The sequence below is a fragment of the Frigidibacter sp. ROC022 genome, from assembly GCF_024723735.1.
In the GTDB taxonomy this organism is placed as follows: Bacteria; Pseudomonadota; Alphaproteobacteria; order Rhodobacterales; family Rhodobacteraceae; genus SLM-1.
Genome location: NZ_JANQDU010000002.1, coordinates 546,346 through 562,872, shown reverse-complemented (window position 1 = coordinate 562,872; position 16,527 = coordinate 546,346). Strand labels below are relative to the sequence as shown.

General features: G+C 60.9%; 19 protein-coding genes and 3 pseudogenes. 6 read left to right on the top strand and 16 right to left on the bottom strand.

Translation table 11 applies throughout. From position 1 onward, the window contains the following. Positions 1 to 43: 43 nt before the first annotated feature. From NUW50_RS09505 to NUW50_RS09475, 10 genes and pseudogenes are all read right to left on the bottom strand, one after another. On the bottom strand, positions 44 to 1,129 hold the full coding sequence (locus tag NUW50_RS09505; protein ID WP_258288861.1) for a hypothetical protein: 1,086 nt from the start codon (positions 1,127 to 1,129) through the stop codon (positions 44 to 46). 117 nt (positions 1,130 to 1,246) lie between these two features. Next, entirely contained in the window at positions 1,247 to 2,101 is an 855-nt protein-coding gene (locus tag NUW50_RS09500) for an amidohydrolase family protein (protein WP_258288860.1), read from the bottom strand. 33 nt (positions 2,102 to 2,134) lie between these two features. Further along, positions 2,135 to 2,482: a hypothetical protein gene (locus tag NUW50_RS09495; protein ID WP_258288859.1), complete on the bottom strand. Its 348-nt coding sequence runs from the start codon at positions 2,480 to 2,482 to the stop codon at positions 2,135 to 2,137. A gap of 173 nt (positions 2,483 to 2,655) precedes the next feature. After that, positions 2,656 to 3,132 carry a hypothetical protein gene (locus NUW50_RS09490; protein ID WP_258288858.1) on the bottom strand — a complete coding sequence of 159 codons (477 nt, stop codon included), beginning with the start codon at positions 3,130 to 3,132 and terminating at the stop codon, positions 2,656 to 2,658. 75 nt (positions 3,133 to 3,207) lie between these two features. After that, positions 3,208 to 3,489 (bottom strand): hypothetical protein, encoded by a 282-nt coding sequence (locus tag NUW50_RS09485; RefSeq protein WP_258288857.1) that lies wholly within the window; start codon positions 3,487 to 3,489, stop codon positions 3,208 to 3,210. Further along, positions 3,486 to 3,863 (bottom strand): thiamine pyrophosphate-dependent enzyme, encoded by a 378-nt coding sequence (locus NUW50_RS21435; protein ID WP_338001351.1) that lies wholly within the window; start codon positions 3,861 to 3,863, stop codon positions 3,486 to 3,488. The genes NUW50_RS09485 and NUW50_RS21435 overlap by 4 nt, the downstream gene beginning before the upstream one ends. After that, the gene (locus NUW50_RS21430; RefSeq protein ID WP_338001356.1) at positions 3,781 to 4,137 is read right to left on the bottom strand and encodes a hypothetical protein; all 357 of its coding nucleotides are present in this window, start codon (positions 4,135 to 4,137) and stop codon (positions 3,781 to 3,783) included. The genes NUW50_RS21435 and NUW50_RS21430 overlap by 83 nt, the downstream gene beginning before the upstream one ends. Positions 4,138 to 4,211: 74 nt before the next feature. Further along, positions 4,212 to 4,652: pseudogene (locus tag NUW50_RS21425) on the bottom strand (hypothetical protein); the annotation flags it as partial. Positions 4,653 to 4,786: 134 nt separating this feature from the next. After that, positions 4,787 to 5,103 (bottom strand): annotated as a pseudogene (locus NUW50_RS21420) (thiamine pyrophosphate-binding protein); the annotation flags it as partial. Then, complete coding sequence (locus NUW50_RS09475) at positions 5,087 to 6,112, bottom strand: amidohydrolase family protein (protein WP_258288856.1); 1,026 nt, start codon at positions 6,110 to 6,112, stop codon at positions 5,087 to 5,089. The gene NUW50_RS09475 and the pseudogene NUW50_RS21420, both read right to left, overlap by 17 nt. Before the next feature lie 234 nt (positions 6,113 to 6,346). Between NUW50_RS09475 and NUW50_RS09470 the strand changes: the two genes are divergently transcribed. The 4 genes from NUW50_RS09470 to NUW50_RS09455 all read left to right on the top strand — a co-directional run bounded on the left by NUW50_RS09470 (position 6,347) and on the right by NUW50_RS09455 (position 8,850). Continuing rightward, a complete protein-coding gene (locus NUW50_RS09470) occupies positions 6,347 to 7,198 on the top strand; it encodes an HpcH/HpaI aldolase family protein (RefSeq protein ID WP_258288855.1) in 852 nt (283 codons plus the stop codon). Between the two features lie 649 nt (positions 7,199 to 7,847). Continuing rightward, on the top strand, positions 7,848 to 8,093 hold the full coding sequence (locus tag NUW50_RS09465; protein WP_258288854.1) for a hypothetical protein: 246 nt from the start codon (positions 7,848 to 7,850) through the stop codon (positions 8,091 to 8,093). Then, positions 8,075 to 8,455, top strand: coding sequence for an MFS transporter (locus NUW50_RS09460; protein WP_258288853.1), 381 nt, complete (start codon positions 8,075 to 8,077; stop codon positions 8,453 to 8,455). Before NUW50_RS09465 ends, NUW50_RS09460 begins: the two co-directional genes overlap by 19 nt. Further along, positions 8,449 to 8,850, top strand: coding sequence for a hypothetical protein (locus NUW50_RS09455; RefSeq protein WP_258288852.1), 402 nt, complete (start codon positions 8,449 to 8,451; stop codon positions 8,848 to 8,850). The genes NUW50_RS09460 and NUW50_RS09455 overlap by 7 nt, the downstream gene beginning before the upstream one ends. A gap of 165 nt (positions 8,851 to 9,015) precedes the next feature. Here the strand turns inward: NUW50_RS09455 and NUW50_RS09450 are convergent. The 6 genes and pseudogenes from NUW50_RS09450 to NUW50_RS09425 all read right to left on the bottom strand — a co-directional run. Next, positions 9,016 to 9,900: pseudogene (locus NUW50_RS09450) on the bottom strand (DDE-type integrase/transposase/recombinase); the annotation flags it as partial. A gap of 42 nt (positions 9,901 to 9,942) precedes the next feature. Further along, positions 9,943 to 11,472, bottom strand: coding sequence for a tripartite tricarboxylate transporter permease (locus tag NUW50_RS09445; protein ID WP_258288851.1), 1,530 nt, complete (start codon positions 11,470 to 11,472; stop codon positions 9,943 to 9,945). After that, positions 11,472 to 11,909 carry a tripartite tricarboxylate transporter TctB family protein gene (locus NUW50_RS09440; RefSeq protein ID WP_258288850.1) on the bottom strand — a complete coding sequence of 146 codons (438 nt, stop codon included), beginning with the start codon at positions 11,907 to 11,909 and terminating at the stop codon, positions 11,472 to 11,474. Before NUW50_RS09440 ends, NUW50_RS09445 begins: the two co-directional genes overlap by 1 nt. 94 nt (positions 11,910 to 12,003) lie before the next feature. Beyond that, the gene (locus NUW50_RS09435) at positions 12,004 to 13,020 is read right to left on the bottom strand and encodes a Bug family tripartite tricarboxylate transporter substrate binding protein (RefSeq protein WP_258288849.1); all 1,017 of its coding nucleotides are present in this window, start codon (positions 13,018 to 13,020) and stop codon (positions 12,004 to 12,006) included. Between the two features lie 263 nt (positions 13,021 to 13,283). Next, a complete protein-coding gene (locus NUW50_RS09430) occupies positions 13,284 to 14,252 on the bottom strand; it encodes an ABC transporter substrate-binding protein (RefSeq protein WP_258288848.1) in 969 nt (322 codons plus the stop codon). Between the two features lie 104 nt (positions 14,253 to 14,356). Next, the gene (locus NUW50_RS09425; RefSeq protein WP_258288847.1) at positions 14,357 to 15,241 is read right to left on the bottom strand and encodes a hypothetical protein; all 885 of its coding nucleotides are present in this window, start codon (positions 15,239 to 15,241) and stop codon (positions 14,357 to 14,359) included. Between the two features lie 500 nt (positions 15,242 to 15,741). Here NUW50_RS09425 and NUW50_RS09420 point away from each other — a divergent pair, with 500 nt between their 5' ends. Together NUW50_RS09420 and NUW50_RS09415 are read left to right on the top strand one after the other, a co-directional pair. Continuing rightward, complete coding sequence (locus NUW50_RS09420; RefSeq protein ID WP_258288846.1) at positions 15,742 to 15,951, top strand: transposase; 210 nt, start codon at positions 15,742 to 15,744, stop codon at positions 15,949 to 15,951. Positions 15,952 to 15,966: 15 nt separating this feature from the next. Continuing rightward, on the top strand, positions 15,967 to 16,497 hold the full coding sequence (locus tag NUW50_RS09415; RefSeq protein WP_258288845.1) for an IS5 family transposase: 531 nt from the start codon (positions 15,967 to 15,969) through the stop codon (positions 16,495 to 16,497). Positions 16,498 to 16,527 lie beyond the last annotated feature (30 nt).

Below are 16,527 nucleotides of genomic sequence, written 5' to 3'. Positions count from 1 at the left end.
GCCACGCAGATGACGCCGGCATTGATGACCCCGATGGCCGCCGTCAGCCGCCCCAGATCATCTCGTAACCCGGCTGGCCCTCCTGGAAGAACGGGTCCGCAAGCGTTGCGAGTCCATCACTCAGAATTTCCGCCGCCTGCGGCCCGGGCACCAGCTCGAGTTCGTAACCTAGAAGTTTACTGTGCTCGGCGATGAACTCGGGATCGGCCGCGGCCTTTTCCATTGCCGCGCGCCAAGCCTCGACGATGTCGTCGGGGGTGTCGGCTCCAATGAAATAGCCCTTGCCGATATTGCTCAAGCCTGTTGCGACCTTCAGCGAGCGATAGGCCTGGCTGCTCTTGGCGTCCGGATTGACCTGCAACAGAAGCTCGGCCACCGTCGGGATTTCGGGCAGCAAGCCGTATCGAGCAATTTCGCCGCTGCCGTCGATGACACCCATTTGGGCGAGCGGTTGCAACCCTAGGTTACGATAGTTCTCCTCGTTGCGGACCCAGGCCGGGCCATAGATGTAGGACAGTTGCAACTCACCGCTGGCCAGGGCTTGGATGACTTCCTCGGTCGATCCGAAACCGGTTACTACCTTCAGCGGGTTGCCTGCTTCTTGGAACAGAACCTCGGCGGCCATCGTGTTGCCGTTCCGCGTTCGCGTGCCCAAAGTGTGCTGGCCGGAATTGGCGATGTCGAGCAGGTTCTCGCCGACCGTCGCGGAAGGACCGGCAACGAACATGAAGACCTGCGGCTCGGCACCGATCACCTTGTACTTGTCAAGGGCATAGTTCACGCCTTCGCGTTTCATGCCCCAGGCCATCGTGACGACGAAGTTGAACATCGTCGCGTCCAGCCCGTTCGGCTTGCTGATTGCCGCGAAGTAGTTGGCATTCACCAATCCGCCGCCGCCGAACTTCGAGACCACCGTGATCTTCGGATTTCCCGGCATGTATTTCGAGATGTAGTTCGAGAATGTCTGCAGCGAGAGCACGGAATCCGCCCCCCTGTGCGATGTCCAGAAGGTGATTTCCTTCCCGGAAAAATCCGCGGCCCCTGCCATTTGTGGTACGCTCAGGCCACCGGTCAGCGCCATTGCCGCCGACGCCTGAAGGATAAACCTGCGAGAAATTGTGTCGTTCATCTAAGTTCCTCCTAGAGAATGGTCGTTTCTCTCTTAGTTACATGTCTTGCAGTTCGGGCGGTCCCGTCCAGAGCGCGCCGAATCAGAACCGCCACGCACTGCGTTTCCTCCCTCTTCCTAGCCGGCGAGCGACGGGTAGAGATGCTGCGCGGTACCGACAAAGATCTGGTGCCTGACATCCTCCGGAAGAAAGGCGAGTTGCTGTCTTGCGGTATCCAGATTATCCTTCATCTCGCCTTCCGACGAGGGGAAATTGGATCCCCAAGCCAACCGCTCCGCGCCGAAGGTATCCACGATCTTGGTGAAAAGCGAGGTCGGATCGGCGTTGCCTAGGACGGCCAAATCCGTCGTCCGCGGCGTGATCTTCAGGAATATGTTCTCGAAGGCCGACATCGCCCAGAGCGAGACCGCCTTGTTGTAGGGCGCGCCGTCGTCGATCACCGGACGGGCGAGATGGTCGAGGATGATGTTCACCTTGGGAAACCGCTTGGCCAGTCCCGCGACCTGTGGTAGGGCCGCCGGACCGGTCTGGATGCAGATCGACAGCCCCTCCTCTCCGGCCATGTCCCAGGCGGGAAAGCTGTCGGGATGATCCAGGGCGGTGGTGTCGAACGCCTTCGTCGATCCGCCGGTGAACAGTCTCAGCCCTGTCAGGCCGCGCTTCATCCAGGCGCGGATCTGTTCCTTGGCGTCCGCTGCCAGCAGATCGACCGATCCGACTGCAGTTAGCTTGCCCGGATAGTCCTGCACCGCGTCGCAGACATAGGAATTGTCGTAGCCGTAGCAGGTCGAACTGTGCACGATGGCGGCTTTGTCTACCCCCGCCTTATCCATCGCCAGCAGCAGGTCTGGCACCTCAACCGGACGCTCTTTCGACCAGTCCGATTGCTTGCCGAACAGCGGCGACGGAGGATATTTCTCCAGGTTACTTGAAATGATGTGCGGATGGATGTCGATGACGGATGGGGCCATTGGCGCGTCTTTCTGCTTACTTTTGGATCAGGTTCACACGTTTTCGGGATCGACGAAGATCTCGTCGATATTCATGAGGTGGGGGCTGAAATCCTGCTTGAAGACAGTTGTACTCAGGACGTCGGAGGTCTTGATGTTGGGTGCGGCACCATAGGACGGCAGGTCGTTCCTGAGCGTGATCGTGCCATCAATCGGATACAGGCCAGTCGCATCGAGGGCGGTCCTGGTCCGCGTGGCGGCATCGGAAATCAGCCTCGGCCAGTCCGTCTTTGCAGCGATGGAATTCGACTCGACACCCTCGATCCCGGCCTCCCCTGAGATCCGCTTGCGCGTTTGCGGATAGGTCGCAATCGAGATGTCCAGCGTCTCTTTGTCCGGCACGGACCCTCCTTTCAGCGCTCATTCAACCTCGCGTGGCCCCACCGGTAGCGGGGTGCCTGTCGATGCGCTGACCCTCCCAAACAAATGGCGACAGACCAGCAATTTCTGCCAATCACAATTCATACGTCGGCCATTGAAATCCTGCGGAGGCGCCGGAGCGCGCGCTTTCACTCTCAGGTCGCGATTTCCCGCACTAGCGGGTGGAAAAGGTCATCCACCGGCCATTCGTCGACCCCGCCCTCTGGCCTGACCTCACGCCGACTTTCCACCAGCATCCGCCACACCTCGCGCACCACGTCCGGGCGCTGCTCGCAGAGTGCGTCAGGGACGATCACGTAGTGGTTTGACGGCACAAGCCCCTCGCGTGCGTACCATTGCAGAGCCGCGTGCTGAGGGTTCGGGATCAACGTCTTGACACGCGGGTCCTTCGGCATGGTAATATCCAGCATGGTGGCATCCAGCTCACCATCCAGCAACATGCCTACCGGATCCTTGCCCTCCTCACCCCAAGTCACGAAGTCCGGATTGGTGTCTTCCTGGAGATGCGGCCTGTCGAAGCAAAGCCACGAGACGCTGGCGGGGTCGACCCCGTAGTCGCTTTGCAGGATGGCGCGCACCCAGAGGCCAGTCGTCTGGGTGTAGGAGCGCACGCCTACCGTCTTGCCCGCCAGGTCGGCGGGTTCCAGATGCGGATACACATCAGTGTTGTAGCCGATGCACTGGTGCTAAAACCGCCCCAGCACGGCGAACGGAAGGATCGAGAAGGTTTTCTCGAATTCGCGCGCCTGCAAGAGGGTCGCGATAGCCATTTCCGAGATGTCGAACCTGTTTCGCCGCAGCATGTCCTTGAAGCCGGTATGCGCATTCTTCAGGCCGGCGAAGTCGAAGCTGACCAGATCTGAGTGGGCCCTGCCCTCCATTAGCGCGAGGGTCGGAGGAAACTCGGTGATATTCGCGAAAAGCGATACCGACCCGACCGTGGGATAGGACTTTTCGGGAAGGGTCATTGCGCTGCCTCCACCGCGGCCGCCCGGATCTGGCTGAGCGTCATTGCCGGGGTCAGCATCTCGGGGTCTATCATGATCTCCAGCACCGCCGGCCCCTCATGGGCATCCGCGCGGGCGAAGGCGGTGAAGTCGGGGTTGCCCTCAGCCAGAGGGGTGCCCGAGACACGACCCGGATAGTTGCGCTCCTTATGCATTCGGGTCGTGCCGAGCATGCCGTTGTTCAGGATCAGTACCCGGATATTTGGCCCGTGCGCAACGGCCGTCGCCAGCTCCGTACCGGTCATCTGGAAATCACCGTCGCCAGCGACACAGATCACCGTCGACTCTGGCCGTGCGAATTTCGCCGCCAGCGATGCCGGAATACCATACCCCATCGACTCGTAGGCCGGCGCGACCTGGGTTCCGCACCGCCTGTAACGGTGGAAGCGGTGCAGTCAGACGGAGAAATTGCCGGCAACGTTGGTGTACGGGCAGGTTCGCGTCGAGCCAGCCCATGATCTCAAACATCTGGATCGGGCCGGGGCCCTGGCGTGGCGCGGTCCAGACTTCAAAAGCGGCGCGCGCGGCCTTGCGCACTTCGTTCCACTGTCCACGGACCGGACCGTCAGCCACCAGCGCCTCGACGAAATCGGCCGGTGTGATGACCACACCGATGTCGGGCTGGTAGACACATGGCCAATCTCGTCGGCGCCGGGACAGACATGGATCAGCCGTTGCTTCGGACAATGCGCGTCCATAATCGTGTATCCGGCGGTACCGATCTCGCCCAGCCGCGCGCCGATCACCAGGACAAGGTCGGTAGCCTTGACGGATTCGACCAATCTGGGGTTCGCACCAAGCCCGATCTCGCCGACATAACTGGGGCTGGTATTGTCCAGCAGATCCTGCCGGCGAAAACTGGCACAGACCGGCACGTCGGAAGCTTCAGCGAATGCGCGGAAGGCCGCGACGGTCGCCGTGGTCCAGCCCGCGCCCCCAGCATGACGACCGGCCGCGTGGCTGAAGAAAGCGCCATGCGCACCGGGACCACAGCCTCTGGCATCGGACCGTTCGACGGTGCGACGGTACGGCGCCCGTCGGGGGCACTGGCGCGGTCGGTCAGCATATCCTCGGGCAGCGGGACAACCACGGGGCCGGGACGACCCGAAAGCGCAAGCTGAAATGCACGGATGACAAATTCCGTACCGCGCGCCACGTCGTCGAGTTGTAGGACCGCCTTTGCCTGGGTGCCGAACATGTGGCGATAGTCGACCTCCTGAAACCCTTCACGGTTCAGAACACCGCGCGGGTTCTGGCCAATGGACATGATCATGGGCGTCGAATCCTGCCAGGCCACGTGTAGACCGGACGAAGCATTGCACGCTCCCGGCCCGCGGGAGCAGAACAGGACGCCCGGCGCCCGGTCAGTTTGCCATAGGCTTCCGCCATCATCGCCGCTCCGCCCCCGTGACGGCAGGTAACGATCTCGATCGGGGCATCGTACAGCGCGTTGAGCACCGCCAGAAAGCTGTCACCAGGCACGCAGAAAACCCTGTCGACGCATTGAATCACCAGTTGGTCGACGATGATCTGCGCGGCAGTACCCTCTGCATTCACGTCATTTCCCCATGGCATTCAGGCGCGCATCGAGCCGCGGATAGACACGACGCGCATTGCCCTCGAACAGCGCGTGACGGTCGGCATCCGAGATGTCGAGCGCATCGATATAGCGCTTGGTGTCGTCGAAATAGTGCCCGGTCTCGGGATCTACCGATTTCACCGCTCCGACCATTTCCGACCCGAAGAGCACATTCTTGACCGGAATGACCTCGGTCAGAAGGTTGATGCCGGGCTGGTGATAGACGCAGGTGTCGAAGAAAACGTTGTCCATCAGCGCCTCGGCTAGCGGCGGACGCCCGTTGTCCTGCGCGAGCCCCCGGTAGCGCCCCCAGTGATAGGGCACCGCGCCACCGCCATGCGGAATGACGAAACGCAGCGTCGGAAAATCCCTGAAAAGATCCGAAAGCAGAAGTTGCATGAAAACCGTGGTATCGCCATTGATGTAATGTGCCCCGGTGCCATGGAAGTTGGGGTTGCACGATCCCGAGACATGGATCATCGCCGGAACGTCCAGCTCGACGAGCTTTTCATAAAGTGGATACCACCAGCGGTCGGTGATCGGCGGATCGGTCCAGTAGCCGTCGGACGGGTCGGGATTCAGGTTGCACGCGACAAAGCCCTGTTCCTTCACCCGAAACTCAAGCTCTTCAATGCAGTTCGCCGGGTTCACGCCGGGACTCTGCGGTAGCTGCGCGACGGGTACGAAGTTGTTCGGGAACGCGGTGCACACCCGGTGGATCAGGTCGTTGCAGGTTCGCGTCCAATGCCGGCTCATCGCCTCGTTTCCGAAATGATGCCCCATCAAGCCCGCGATCGGCGAGAACAGCGCAAGGTCGATCCCGCGTTCCGCCTGCAACTTCATCTGTTGGTTTTTCAGCTCGCCGAACAACTCGTCGTCGCTGAACTCGCGCAACTCGGCGAAGTTACTGGTCTGGCCAGCCTCGAAAGCGGCAATCTGGCCGGTGCGATACTCCCGGAGCTCTTTCGGCGCCGTCGTGAAATGGCCGTGGCAATCGATGATCATGTCGGGGGAATCCTTATTTCTTCGTGACGCCAGAATTGGACGTGGTCATCCGTCATTGATATCGGTAGCCGCTGCCGCAGGGCGCAGACCAATCGGATTTTGCCCATTGCATATACGAAACGCGCATTCCGGCTTATCCCGGATGCAGCAATCCTATGGCATTGTATGGAACTCCTATTGTTTGTCGGCGCCCCCGCCGGCTAGGAAGAGCGAACCTGCGGTAGGGAGAAACAGATGGAAAAGATCGGCCGCTTGAACGGCATCATCGCGGCGCTCGAAGAGGGTCGCAGGCCGACCATGGCCTTCGCCCGCGCCGAGCGCGAGGAAGCTATCCAATTGGGACTGTCCCAGCTTGATGGCGTCCTTTTCGAAATGGAACATACCCCCTATTCGCCGTCAGAGTTGCGCGACGCCCTCCAGTTCCTGATGAACCGCCGCCGGATCATCGAGGGCGGCAGCCTGCGGCCACCGGTGACACCTTTTGTACGGGTTCCGGCAAACGGTGCCGAGATGAACACATGGATGGCAAAGCAGGTACTGGATCAGGGCGTCTACGGAGTGGTGTTCCCGCATATCGCGACAGCCGAACAGGCGCGGAACGCGGTTGCCGCCTGCCGATACGGCCGCCCGGAGGACGCACCCAATTTCGAACCAAAGGGACTGCGCGGCGATGCGCCGAACGTGGCCTCGCGCTATTGGGGGCTGACAGTGCCCGAATACTATGCCCGCGCGGATGTCTGGCCGCTCGCGCCCGAGGGCGAGATCATGGTGATCCTGATGATCGAAAGCACCGAGGCGATGCACAACCTGACAGAAATCCTGTCCGTGCCCGGTGTAGGCGCGATCATGATCGGCGAGGGCGACCTCAGCCAGCAACTGGGATATCCTCGCCAATATGACGTACCGGCGGTGGCCGAGGCCAAGAAAACGATCCTCTCCGCCGCGAAGAAGGCCGGGGTACGCGTTGCGCATCCCCATGTCACCTCCGGAAATGTCGCCGATGTCATCGCCGAGGGTTACGATATTCTCTTTACAACGCCATCGCGGAATTACGCAGCGCTGGAGAAGGCCAGATCGCTCATGTAAACGTAGGGGGGAAACAGCCCGGCCCAAGCGGAATCCGGTCTTTCCATGTGCTCTCGACACCATCCCGGTCCGGGGCGCTGCCAGTTCTTTTTTGTATTCTGCCTCGGTGCGGTTTCGCGCAGACATTCAGGAACGCTGTCTGCGCGTCTACCGGCTGCCGGTCTGTGCATTCCGGCGGTGTAGCAAACGCATTCTTCAGGTTGTCGCAGACCCTGCGGTTTCAAAGAAAGGGGCCCAGACCATAGAATTTCCGCACACGATTATCGAAAGTCGCAAGAAATTTCGTTAATTTCCCAAGAAACTGAAGGTCAGCCTATAAATTTTCATTCTCCTCCGGCATTGCCAACCCTGGCGTTCGCGGGGCGGCGCATCAGATCGGAAGGAGGCCTGCATGAGTGTTGCGCGAACGATAGTTCGCCATGTCCGGTGCTCCATCGCGGGAGACAAGATCGCGACCGATGCACAGTCCCGCCGGCCAACACCACGCGCAGGGGCTGGCCGGCCTCCGGCGCTCGACTGTCCATGCGGCAGGACTCGGCCATGAAGAATCGGCATCTTTATCTTCCTGCACCGCTTCGGGTCCTGCTGGCTGGTCTGGGACTGGCCCCATACGGCGTTCTGGGTCGGGGTGCTCGCTGCGGCCGACCTCTTGCCGGTGCTGGCGGTGTTTCCTTTCGCTGGTGTCGCCGCGAACCGCTGGAACAGGCTCAGGTTGTTGCAGGCGTCCCAGGCACTGACCGCCCTGAACACGATTCTAATGGCGACGCTTCTGGCCAGCGATCGCCTGGGACTGACCGCGCTCATTGTGCTGATTGCCGTTCAGGGCACGCTGACCGCCGCGGTTCAGCCGTCTCGTTTTCGATGGAGCAACAGCTGGTGCCGCGCGACGATCTGAGCAAGGCCGTTGGCCTGAACTCGGTCAATGCCAATCTCGCTCGGCTGGTAGGGCCAGTTCTGGCCGGGGTGATCATCCTTCACTGGCCGATCATCTGGATCTTCGTACTGAATGGCGCCGTCACCATTCTGTTCGTCACACTCCTGCTGCGACTCAAGGTCTCCCCGCCGCCCGCGCCCGCCGCGCGGCAGGTCTTTCATGCCGAGGTGACGGAAGGTATCGGGCATGTCTGGTGCACCCCGGCGGTGCGGCTCATTCTCCTGTCAATGTTTTGCGGCGGAGCCCTGGTGTGCGCGGCGGTCGAGCTGATCCCTGCAATCGCGGCAAAGAGCTTTGGCGAAGACGTCGCCTTGCCGTGCTGACCGGATCGGCGGACGCCGGTGCGATCGGCTCAGGACTGACCGTCGGGCGCCACGATGCCTCGCGGCTGCTCTACGGTGTGCTTTTCTGGTGGGGACTAGGCGGATTGGCGGCGGTCGTGCTGACCCAGGCGCAGGGTGGGCTTCTCGCCATGGCTTCCGCAGCGGTTTTGGGGGGCACGATCACCCGTGGCCTGGTTTCGACGCGGGCATTCATCCAGCTTACGACCCCCGACGCGCTGAAAGGGCGCGCGCTCAGTGCACATGGCCTGATCGTGCGCGGCAGCCCGGCCCTGGCCGCACTGGCCATCGGCTACGCCACTGACCGTTTCGACCTCGAGCGCAGTGTCCTGTTCTCGCCGACTCTGCTTCTGCTGGCGCTGTTCACGCTCGCGTAGCCATTGCGCCAGGCCGCGCAGGATATGTCAGGGCCATTGGAAGCGCGCGGCTCCCGGTCATGAAGGCCTGCCAGCCAGAAAGGCCGACATCCGTCTCCCTATATGGTCAGTGTAGAAGCTCGGACCAATGCGGTCACTATTGCCAGCCAACCCCTTCGCGCCCAAGGTATTCAGTCCCGGCATTTGGTGGATCGGATTTAGGATGAATCGGTTTGGCTCCGAAGTCCAGATCCTGCAAATGTACTCCTAGGGCGTGAGGCCGCCGAGGGTCTTGAGTCTGCGGGCGAAGTTGTAGGCTGCCATGAAGTCGGCGAGGTGTGTCCGCAACCGGTGGTGGCTGTCGTAGTGGAAGCATTTGACCGTTGCCTCCTTGATCGTGTGGTTCATGCGCTCGCCCTGCCATTGGTCCACTTATGGTTTGGCTTGGTCAGTCGGTGCTCGATCCCATTCGCCTCGCAGATCATGTCGAACCGCATCTGCCGGGAATAGGGCGTCTTGCGGTTGCAGGGTTGCTCGGCGGACTGGGTGCCATTGTCGGTCAGGATCGTGTGGATGTGGTACGGGACCATTTTGAACAGATGTTCGAGAAACTCCCAAGCGGTCTTGCGATCCGCCATTTCCACGAGTTGGATGATCGCAAATCTGCTGGTCCGGTCAATGCAGACAAAGAGATGGAGCTTGCCCTGCACCGTCTGAACCTCGGCAATGTCGATGTGGAAGAAACCGATGCGGCGCCGGCCGGGTGAGATGCGGAATCGATGGCTGAAGAGCATAGAGGCAATCATCCAACGGCAGAAGCGTGTGCCGTCGCAACGCGACGATCATCGCTTCCTCCGCTTCTGTGAGAACGGTTGAGCGAGGCTCTTTCGGTACGGTCTTCAAGTCCTCCACCGTCGTACGCTTTCGCCACGCTGCGACGGTCTTGGGATTGATGTCCAACTCCTTGCTCAGTTGCGCGAGCGAAGCTTGCGATCGCTGTATTACAGCTCTGACGGCGTACGTGGTCGTGGCGCTCCCGTGACGAACTTGACCCGTAAGGCTTCCTTCCATTCCATAGAAAGGATCGCACCATCAAACCTTGGGATCAAAACACTAGTCGGCGGCCGTATTGCGGGCGCTTCGCCGCCTGCTGGCATAGCCGCTGAACAGACCCCAGAGAAAGACTAGCAAGGTCAACAAAAGGATCACAGCCGAGGTCGGCGTGCCGACCAGCACCCCGAAATCGCCTCGGCCGATCAGCATGGCCCGGCGGAAATGGTCCTCCAGCATCGGCCCGAGAACAAAGCCTAGGATCAGGGGCGCCGCGGGAAATACGAACAGACGTCCTGCATAGCCAACAAGGCCGAGCAGAGCGACAAGCCAAACATCCGTCACGCTGCCTCGGACGCTGAAAGCCCCGATGCAGATGAACACGAGGACCGCAGGCATCAGAACCGGCATTGGCACCATCAGCAGGCGTACCCAGACACCGACCAGCGGAATGCTCAGAACCAGCAATACGAGGCTGCCGATCCAGAAGCTCACAACCAGCCCCCAGAACAGTTCGGGTTCGTTGGTCATCAGATCTGGCCCGGGCGCGACACCGTTGATCAACAGTGCGCCGATCATTAGCGCCATGGTCGCGCTGCCTGGGATACCCAGGACAAGAGTCGGAATGAACGCTGTGATATCCGCGGCGTTGTTGGCCGATTCCGGGGCGGCAATACCTTCCAGGGCACCAGCACCGAACCTCTCCGGCTCCTTGCTCAGACGCATTTCGAGCGCATATGCGAGGTAGGCGGAGATCGCCGGTCCCGTCCCCGGCAGGGCGCCGAGAAACGACCCGACACCGCTCGCACGCAAGATCGGAGCGAGGATGCGCTTGACGTCGTCGCGAGCAGGCACCATCGCCCGGAACTTCACGGCATCGGCGCTGAGGGGTGCGCGGCGGTTTCCTTCCTGAAGGGACGAGATGATTTCGGACACGCCGAACGCGCCCATCGACAGCGAAACGAGCGTGACCCCACCGATCAGGTCGAGGCTGCCGAAGGTGAAGCGCTGATAACCCGAATAGAGATCGGTGCCGACCACGCCGAACATTATGCCGATTACGACCATGGCAAGGCCCTTGAACATCGACCCCGTGCTGATCGAGGAGGCGGCGACCAGCCCCAGAACAATCAGCGCGAAATACTCCACCGAGGAGAAGTTCAGCGCAACCCTGGCTATCGGCGCGATGAGCAGCGCAATGACGAGAATGCCGACGCTGCCTCCCAGGAACGAACTCGCGACGGCGATTACCAGAGCGAGGCTGCCTTTGCCCTGCTTGGTCAGGGGATGTCCGTCGATGCAGGTGACCGCATTCGCGGTAGTGCCGGGGATATTGAGCAGGATGGCGGTGATGCTGCCGCCGAAAGTGGCGCCGTACCAGATACCCGCCAGCAGGATCAGCGAAGCCGTCGCACCGAAATGATAAGTCAGCGGAAGAAGAAGAGCGATCGCCGTGATCGCGCCGATGCCAGGCAGAACGCCGACGAAGATGCCCGAAAGCACTCCCAGCGTGATCATCAGAAAGTTGTAGGGGCGTACGGCTGTGGCAAAGCCGATGCCGAGACTTGAGATCAAATCCGTGAGATATTCCATCAGAACGGCATTCGGATGACGGGAATGGGAAGGTCGAGCAACAGAACGAAGATGGTCCAGGTCAGGACCAGGAGCACAGCGCAAAGAAGGACGACCGTCTTGACACGCCTTCCAGGCGCCGCGAGCGAGGCACAGATTGTCGTTGCAGGCACCGCGGCGAGAAGCCCGGCCGAACGGATGAGAACGGCGAACCCCACAATCGACGCGATGATTGCAACAAACGCGCGGGGCCTGATTTCCGGCATCGAGGCGCCACGAAAAAGCGCGGGAACGGCAATGCAGATTCCGAATCCTGCAAGCAGGATACCCAACGCAACCGGGAACATGCCCGCACCCATCTGCCGGAAAGTGCCCAACGGCAAGGTTGTGGCTGCGTAAATCGCGTAACCGCTGCCCGCCACCAACAGCGCACTTCCTGCGACGAAATCACGATTCATGGCGCAATTCCCGACACCAGCGACACCTCCTCTACCCCTTCGACTCCATCTAAGCGGGCACGCAGCCTGATCGCTGCATACCCGCCCAAAGGGCCTATTGTTGAATCGGAAGACCCGCGTCGGTGATGACCTTGCGCCAGCGCTCGACATCCGAGGCGGCTCGATCGCTCACGGTCCTTGCATCCCCGACATAAGGCTCGACGCCGAATTCCAGCAATTTCGCCTTGACGTCCGGCAACTGGATGATCCTCTGGATCTCTGTGTTCAGTTTGTTCACTACATTCTTTGGAATGCCTTTCGGCGCCATGTAGGCATTCCAACTGGAAACATAATAGGGCTTCACGCCGCTTTCCTCCACGCTCGGAAGGTCGGGAAACGCGACAGAACGGCGGTTCAGCGTCGTCGCGATTGGAACGACCTGTCCGGCGTCTATTGCATTCTTGGCGCCCGCGGTGATCTCGAAGGCCACGTCGGCTTCGCCGCGCGCGACCGCCGCCATGGCCTCGGGCGAACTCTTGTAAGGCACGACCGTGGCATCAATGCCAGCGACAGCATTGAAGAGAAGCGCCGCAAGATGTTGTGTCGAACCGACCGCGACCGTGGCGACGGTAATGCGGTCGGGATTGGCCTTCGCCATGGCGACCAGATCCTGAACGCTGGCGATGTCGCTTCCGGCCTTGGCTACAATGACCAGCCCGAATTCGCCGACCGGGGCGACCGGGTCGAAATCGTCGATCTGAGACAGCGGCGCATTGGGCATCAAGGTCGCGCGGATGGTCGCCGAATGACCGGCGTTCATCAGGGTATAGCCTTCGTTGTCGCCGTCATACGCGGCCTGCGTGGCAACCATTCCGCCCGCGCCCGGCATGTTCTCAACAACAAATCGCTGGCCAAGAGACTCTTCCAGATGCGGCGCCAGCGTCCGCGCGATGATATCCGACACGCCGCCGGTACCGAAGGGCAGGATGATCGTGACGGGCCGGTTGGGATAGTCGTCCTGCGCATGTACGGAATTTGCCGCGCCTAACACGAGCGGCAGCGCCAGAACGGCCATCGCCGAACGACGCACGATCTGACGACCGATCCGGGCCATCCGTGCAGAAAAGTCCATTGTTTCTCCTCCTCTTGTCAATTGCAGCCCTGCGCGGTCACTCTTTTCCGACCTGGATCGATCCCGTCCAGGCTGGGCGTTGACCTTCCAGCATTTGCCTGATGGAAGCCGGCATCGGCATTCAGGACTGATCGCATTACTGTCCGACGGAATCCGGTACCCACCAAATCGGAAAGCTCCCGCAAGCGATAAGAAATGGCGGCGCACCCTCGTTCAGCCGGGGTGCGTTCCATCTGATTTCTCGCCAGACCCGCCCCACACTGTTATTCGGCCGGATCGACGAAGATCTCGTCGACACTCATGAGGCGCGGGGTAAGACCCTGCTTGAAGGCCGCGGTTCTCAACGCGTCGATAGTCTTGATGTTGGATGCGATGCCATAGGGCAACGGGTCACCGACAATCGTGGCCAACTTGCGGTATTTCTCGTCGTCCTTGGTATCGCCGATGCCCGTCTGCCAGTCGGTCATCCAATCGTCCCTGGCCTTCCGGAACGCCTCGTAAAGCGACCGCGCGACCCAGGGATGTTCGGCCAGCACTTCGTCCTTGACCACGATGGTGCCATGCATCGGATAGACGCCCGTCGCACCGTAGGCGGCCTTGTCACGCGCCGCTGCATCTGGGATCAGCTTCGGCCAGTCAGTCTTGACCGTCTTCCAGCCGCCGGTGGGCGAGCCCATGCGCCCGACCCCGGAATTGCCCGACGAGCCGGCAACGATCTCGCCGTCCCTCATCATCTCGTAGAGCGACCGCCCTTCGGGCGCGTGAACCACGTTCGGCGGCAGGCACAGCGCCTGGACATGCTCCTCGTCGTCGACCACCCAGGTAATCTTCGAGATGTCGACGCCGTATTCCTCGGTCAGAATCTGCCGGTTCCAGACACAGGTGGTCACCGAATAGGCACGGATGCCGACCTTCCTGCCCTCTAGGTCCTTCGGCTCCTCGATCCCGGCATCGGGCAGCTTGACCATCGTGCCGTGGTGGAAGGTGCGCATCACGAAGATCGGAAGCGCCTTGAACGGCGCTCCATAGGCACGTGCGATGATATAGGTCGTCGGTGCCAGTTCGCAGACGTCAAATTCCACATCCCGCACCATCCGGCGAAACGCCCCGATCTGCGGCTTGACCTCGATGAAATTCGCCTCGACACCCTCGATGCCGATCTCGCCCGAGATCAGCTTGCGCGTATGCGGATACGCCGCAATCGCGATGTCCAGCTTTACTTTGTCGACCATCGGTTTCTCCTCTTGCGTCGCGGCCCGGATCGCGTCGATCCGGCAGATGTGGCGCTCTTTTTAGTCTGTTCGGTGGGATGCCGCGATGCGGCAACAGGCGTCGGTCAGGTCAGGTCGATGGTGACGTCGTTGAAAAGATCCTCGGCCGCGACTTCCTTTTCGATCAGCCGCTGCTGGAGACAATATTTGATCACCAGTTCGAGCGAGGGCTTCAGTGCGTCGAAACCGAAGGGAAGGAAGTCGATATCACCCTCCTTCGGCGCCTTCGCCTTGCTCTCCTTGAGCATGCGGAACACCTCGCGCACAGCTTCAGGATGTTCCCGGGTCAGCCGCTCCCGCACCACGATCATGTGGTTCATCGAAACCGCCCCGGTCTGCGCATACCATTCCTGCGCCGCAGCCTCCGGGTCGGGGATCACGGTCTTTAGGCGCGGATCCTTCGGCATGTCGGCACCCAGCACCGCGGCGTCCAGTTCACCGGCGAGAAGCATTTCACCCAGTTTCTTGTCTTCGGAAGCGATCGACACGTTTGGCGGGTTCACATAGCTCGGCACATGAGCGTCCTCGAAGGTTAGCCACTCGACCTTGTCGAGATCGGCGCCAAACTGGTTTTGCAGGATACCACGGACCCACATGCCGGTGGTCTGAGTATAGGCCCTGACGCCGATTCTCCTGCCCGCCAGATCGCCCGGCTGCACCACGCCGCGTTCGGCGTTGTAGGCGATGCAGTGATGCTGGAAGCGTCCGAGGACCGTGGCCGGAAGCAACACCAGCGGCACTCCGGCTTCACGCGCCTGAACAAAGGTCACGATCGCCAGTTCGCCAAGATCGAAGGCCAGGTCTCGGACGAAGGGCTTGAACGCCTTGTTGGCCCGCGCGACCGGTGCGAAGTCAAATTCGACGATATCGGAAGCGATCTCGCCGGATTTCAGCGCCTTGGTAGCGGGGTATTCGGTAAGCAGGGTCTTGAGCATGATCTTCTGCGGCACGGCCAGTGTCCTTTGATGCGGCGGCTTTTTCCAGCCGCCAGATCGTCGCCCGAACATCCCCAATTCCGCCAATAGGAAGAACCGCGCCAGCGATAAGAACTGATGTCGGCGTTGTCACGTTAACTCATCAAATCCAAAGGACTGGTAGTGCTATGGAGGTCAATTTCTCGCGGCGGCTTTCCACGCGCCGAAGGCCTCCATTCTGTGATAGCGTGTTGCATTGGCGGAGCGACGGCGGGCGGAAATGGCATCTGAAGCCCGTCTTTGTGGTTGCTCGCCGCTATCACTGCGCGATTCGCGTAATCGCAGGCGGTGATTTTGCGGGATCATTGGCAGAACTGGTCGACGAACCGGGGATACTCCCGCAGCGTCATCAGGTCCTGGTTCATCCTCGCCAATGCGGGTGTCGCGTTGCCCTTAAATCTGAGACGCACTAGGCTCAGGACCCATTGATTTCAGCAGAAGGGCATATTTCACCGCGCGAAAACAGAGCGGTAGTCATGTCTGATCTCTTCTGGCTGAGTGATGCGCAGATGGCGCGTCTGGAGCCCTACTTTCCGAAGTCCCATGGTAGGCCGCGCGTCGATGATCGGCGTGTCCTGAGCGGGATTATCTTCATCAATCGTAATGGGTTGCGATGGCGTGACGCGCCTGCGGCATACGGCCCCCACAAAGCTCTCTATAACCGTTGGAAGCGTTGGAGCGACTAAGACATCTTCGCGAAGATGATGGTCGGACTGGCTGCCGAGCACGGCGAGAAGAAGAACGTGATGATCGACGCCACCTACCTGAAGGCCCACTGCACGGCGTCCAATCTGGGCGTCAAAAAGGGGGGGGCGCGGTCGCCTGATCGGACGGACCAAGGGTGGCATGAACACGAAACTGCATGCCATCTGCGACAGCCAGGGACGCCCTCTCAAGCTGTTCGTAACGGCAGGGCAGGTCAGCGACTACATCGGTGCGCGGGCGCTGACAGTCTGCCGGATGTCGACTGGCTGCTCGGGGATCGCGGCTACGACGCCGACTGGTTCCGCGAAACGTTGGAAGACAAAGGGATACGCGCTTGCATCCCAGGCCGGAAGCAGCGGAAGACACCGGTGAAGTATGACAAGCGCCGCTACAAACGCCGAAACCGGATCGAGATCATGTTCGGCAGACTCAAGGACTGGCGGCGGGTGGCCACGCGATACGACCGGTGCCCGAAGGTCTTTCTCTCCGCAATCGCTCTCGCCGCCACGGTCATATACTGGCTATGAGTCCTGAGCCTAGGTGTTTGATCCCACGGT

What these genes read in the sequence shown, in the direction of transcription:
- NUW50_RS09475 (WP_258288856.1), bottom strand. Translation starts at nt 6,112, where the DNA reads ATGATCATCGATTGCCACGGCCATTTCACGACGGCGCCGAAAGAGCTC.
- NUW50_RS09505 (WP_258288861.1), bottom strand. Translation starts at nt 1,129, where the DNA reads ATGAACGACACAATTTCTCGCAGGTTTATCCTTCAGGCGTCGGCGGCA.
- NUW50_RS09470 (WP_258288855.1), top strand. Translation starts at nt 6,347, where the DNA reads ATGGAAAAGATCGGCCGCTTGAACGGCATCATCGCGGCGCTCGAAGAG.
- NUW50_RS09430 (WP_258288848.1), bottom strand. Translation starts at nt 14,252, where the DNA reads ATGGTCGACAAAGTAAAGCTGGACATCGCGATTGCGGCGTATCCGCAT.
- NUW50_RS09415 (WP_258288845.1), top strand. Translation starts at nt 15,967, where the DNA reads ATGATGGTCGGACTGGCTGCCGAGCACGGCGAGAAGAAGAACGTGATG.
- NUW50_RS09440 (WP_258288850.1), bottom strand. Translation starts at nt 11,909, where the DNA reads ATGAATCGTGATTTCGTCGCAGGAAGTGCGCTGTTGGTGGCGGGCAGC.
- NUW50_RS09435 (WP_258288849.1), bottom strand. Translation starts at nt 13,020, where the DNA reads ATGGACTTTTCTGCACGGATGGCCCGGATCGGTCGTCAGATCGTGCGT.
- NUW50_RS09445 (WP_258288851.1), bottom strand. Translation starts at nt 11,472, where the DNA reads ATGGAATATCTCACGGATTTGATCTCAAGTCTCGGCATCGGCTTTGCC.
- NUW50_RS09500 (WP_258288860.1), bottom strand. Translation starts at nt 2,101, where the DNA reads ATGGCCCCATCCGTCATCGACATCCATCCGCACATCATTTCAAGTAAC.
- NUW50_RS09485 (WP_258288857.1), bottom strand. Translation starts at nt 3,489, where the DNA reads ATGACCCTTCCCGAAAAGTCCTATCCCACGGTCGGGTCGGTATCGCTT.
- NUW50_RS09420 (WP_258288846.1), top strand. Translation starts at nt 15,742, where the DNA reads ATGTCTGATCTCTTCTGGCTGAGTGATGCGCAGATGGCGCGTCTGGAG.
- NUW50_RS21435 (WP_338001351.1), bottom strand. Translation starts at nt 3,863, where the DNA reads ATGGGGTATGGTATTCCGGCATCGCTGGCGGCGAAATTCGCACGGCCA.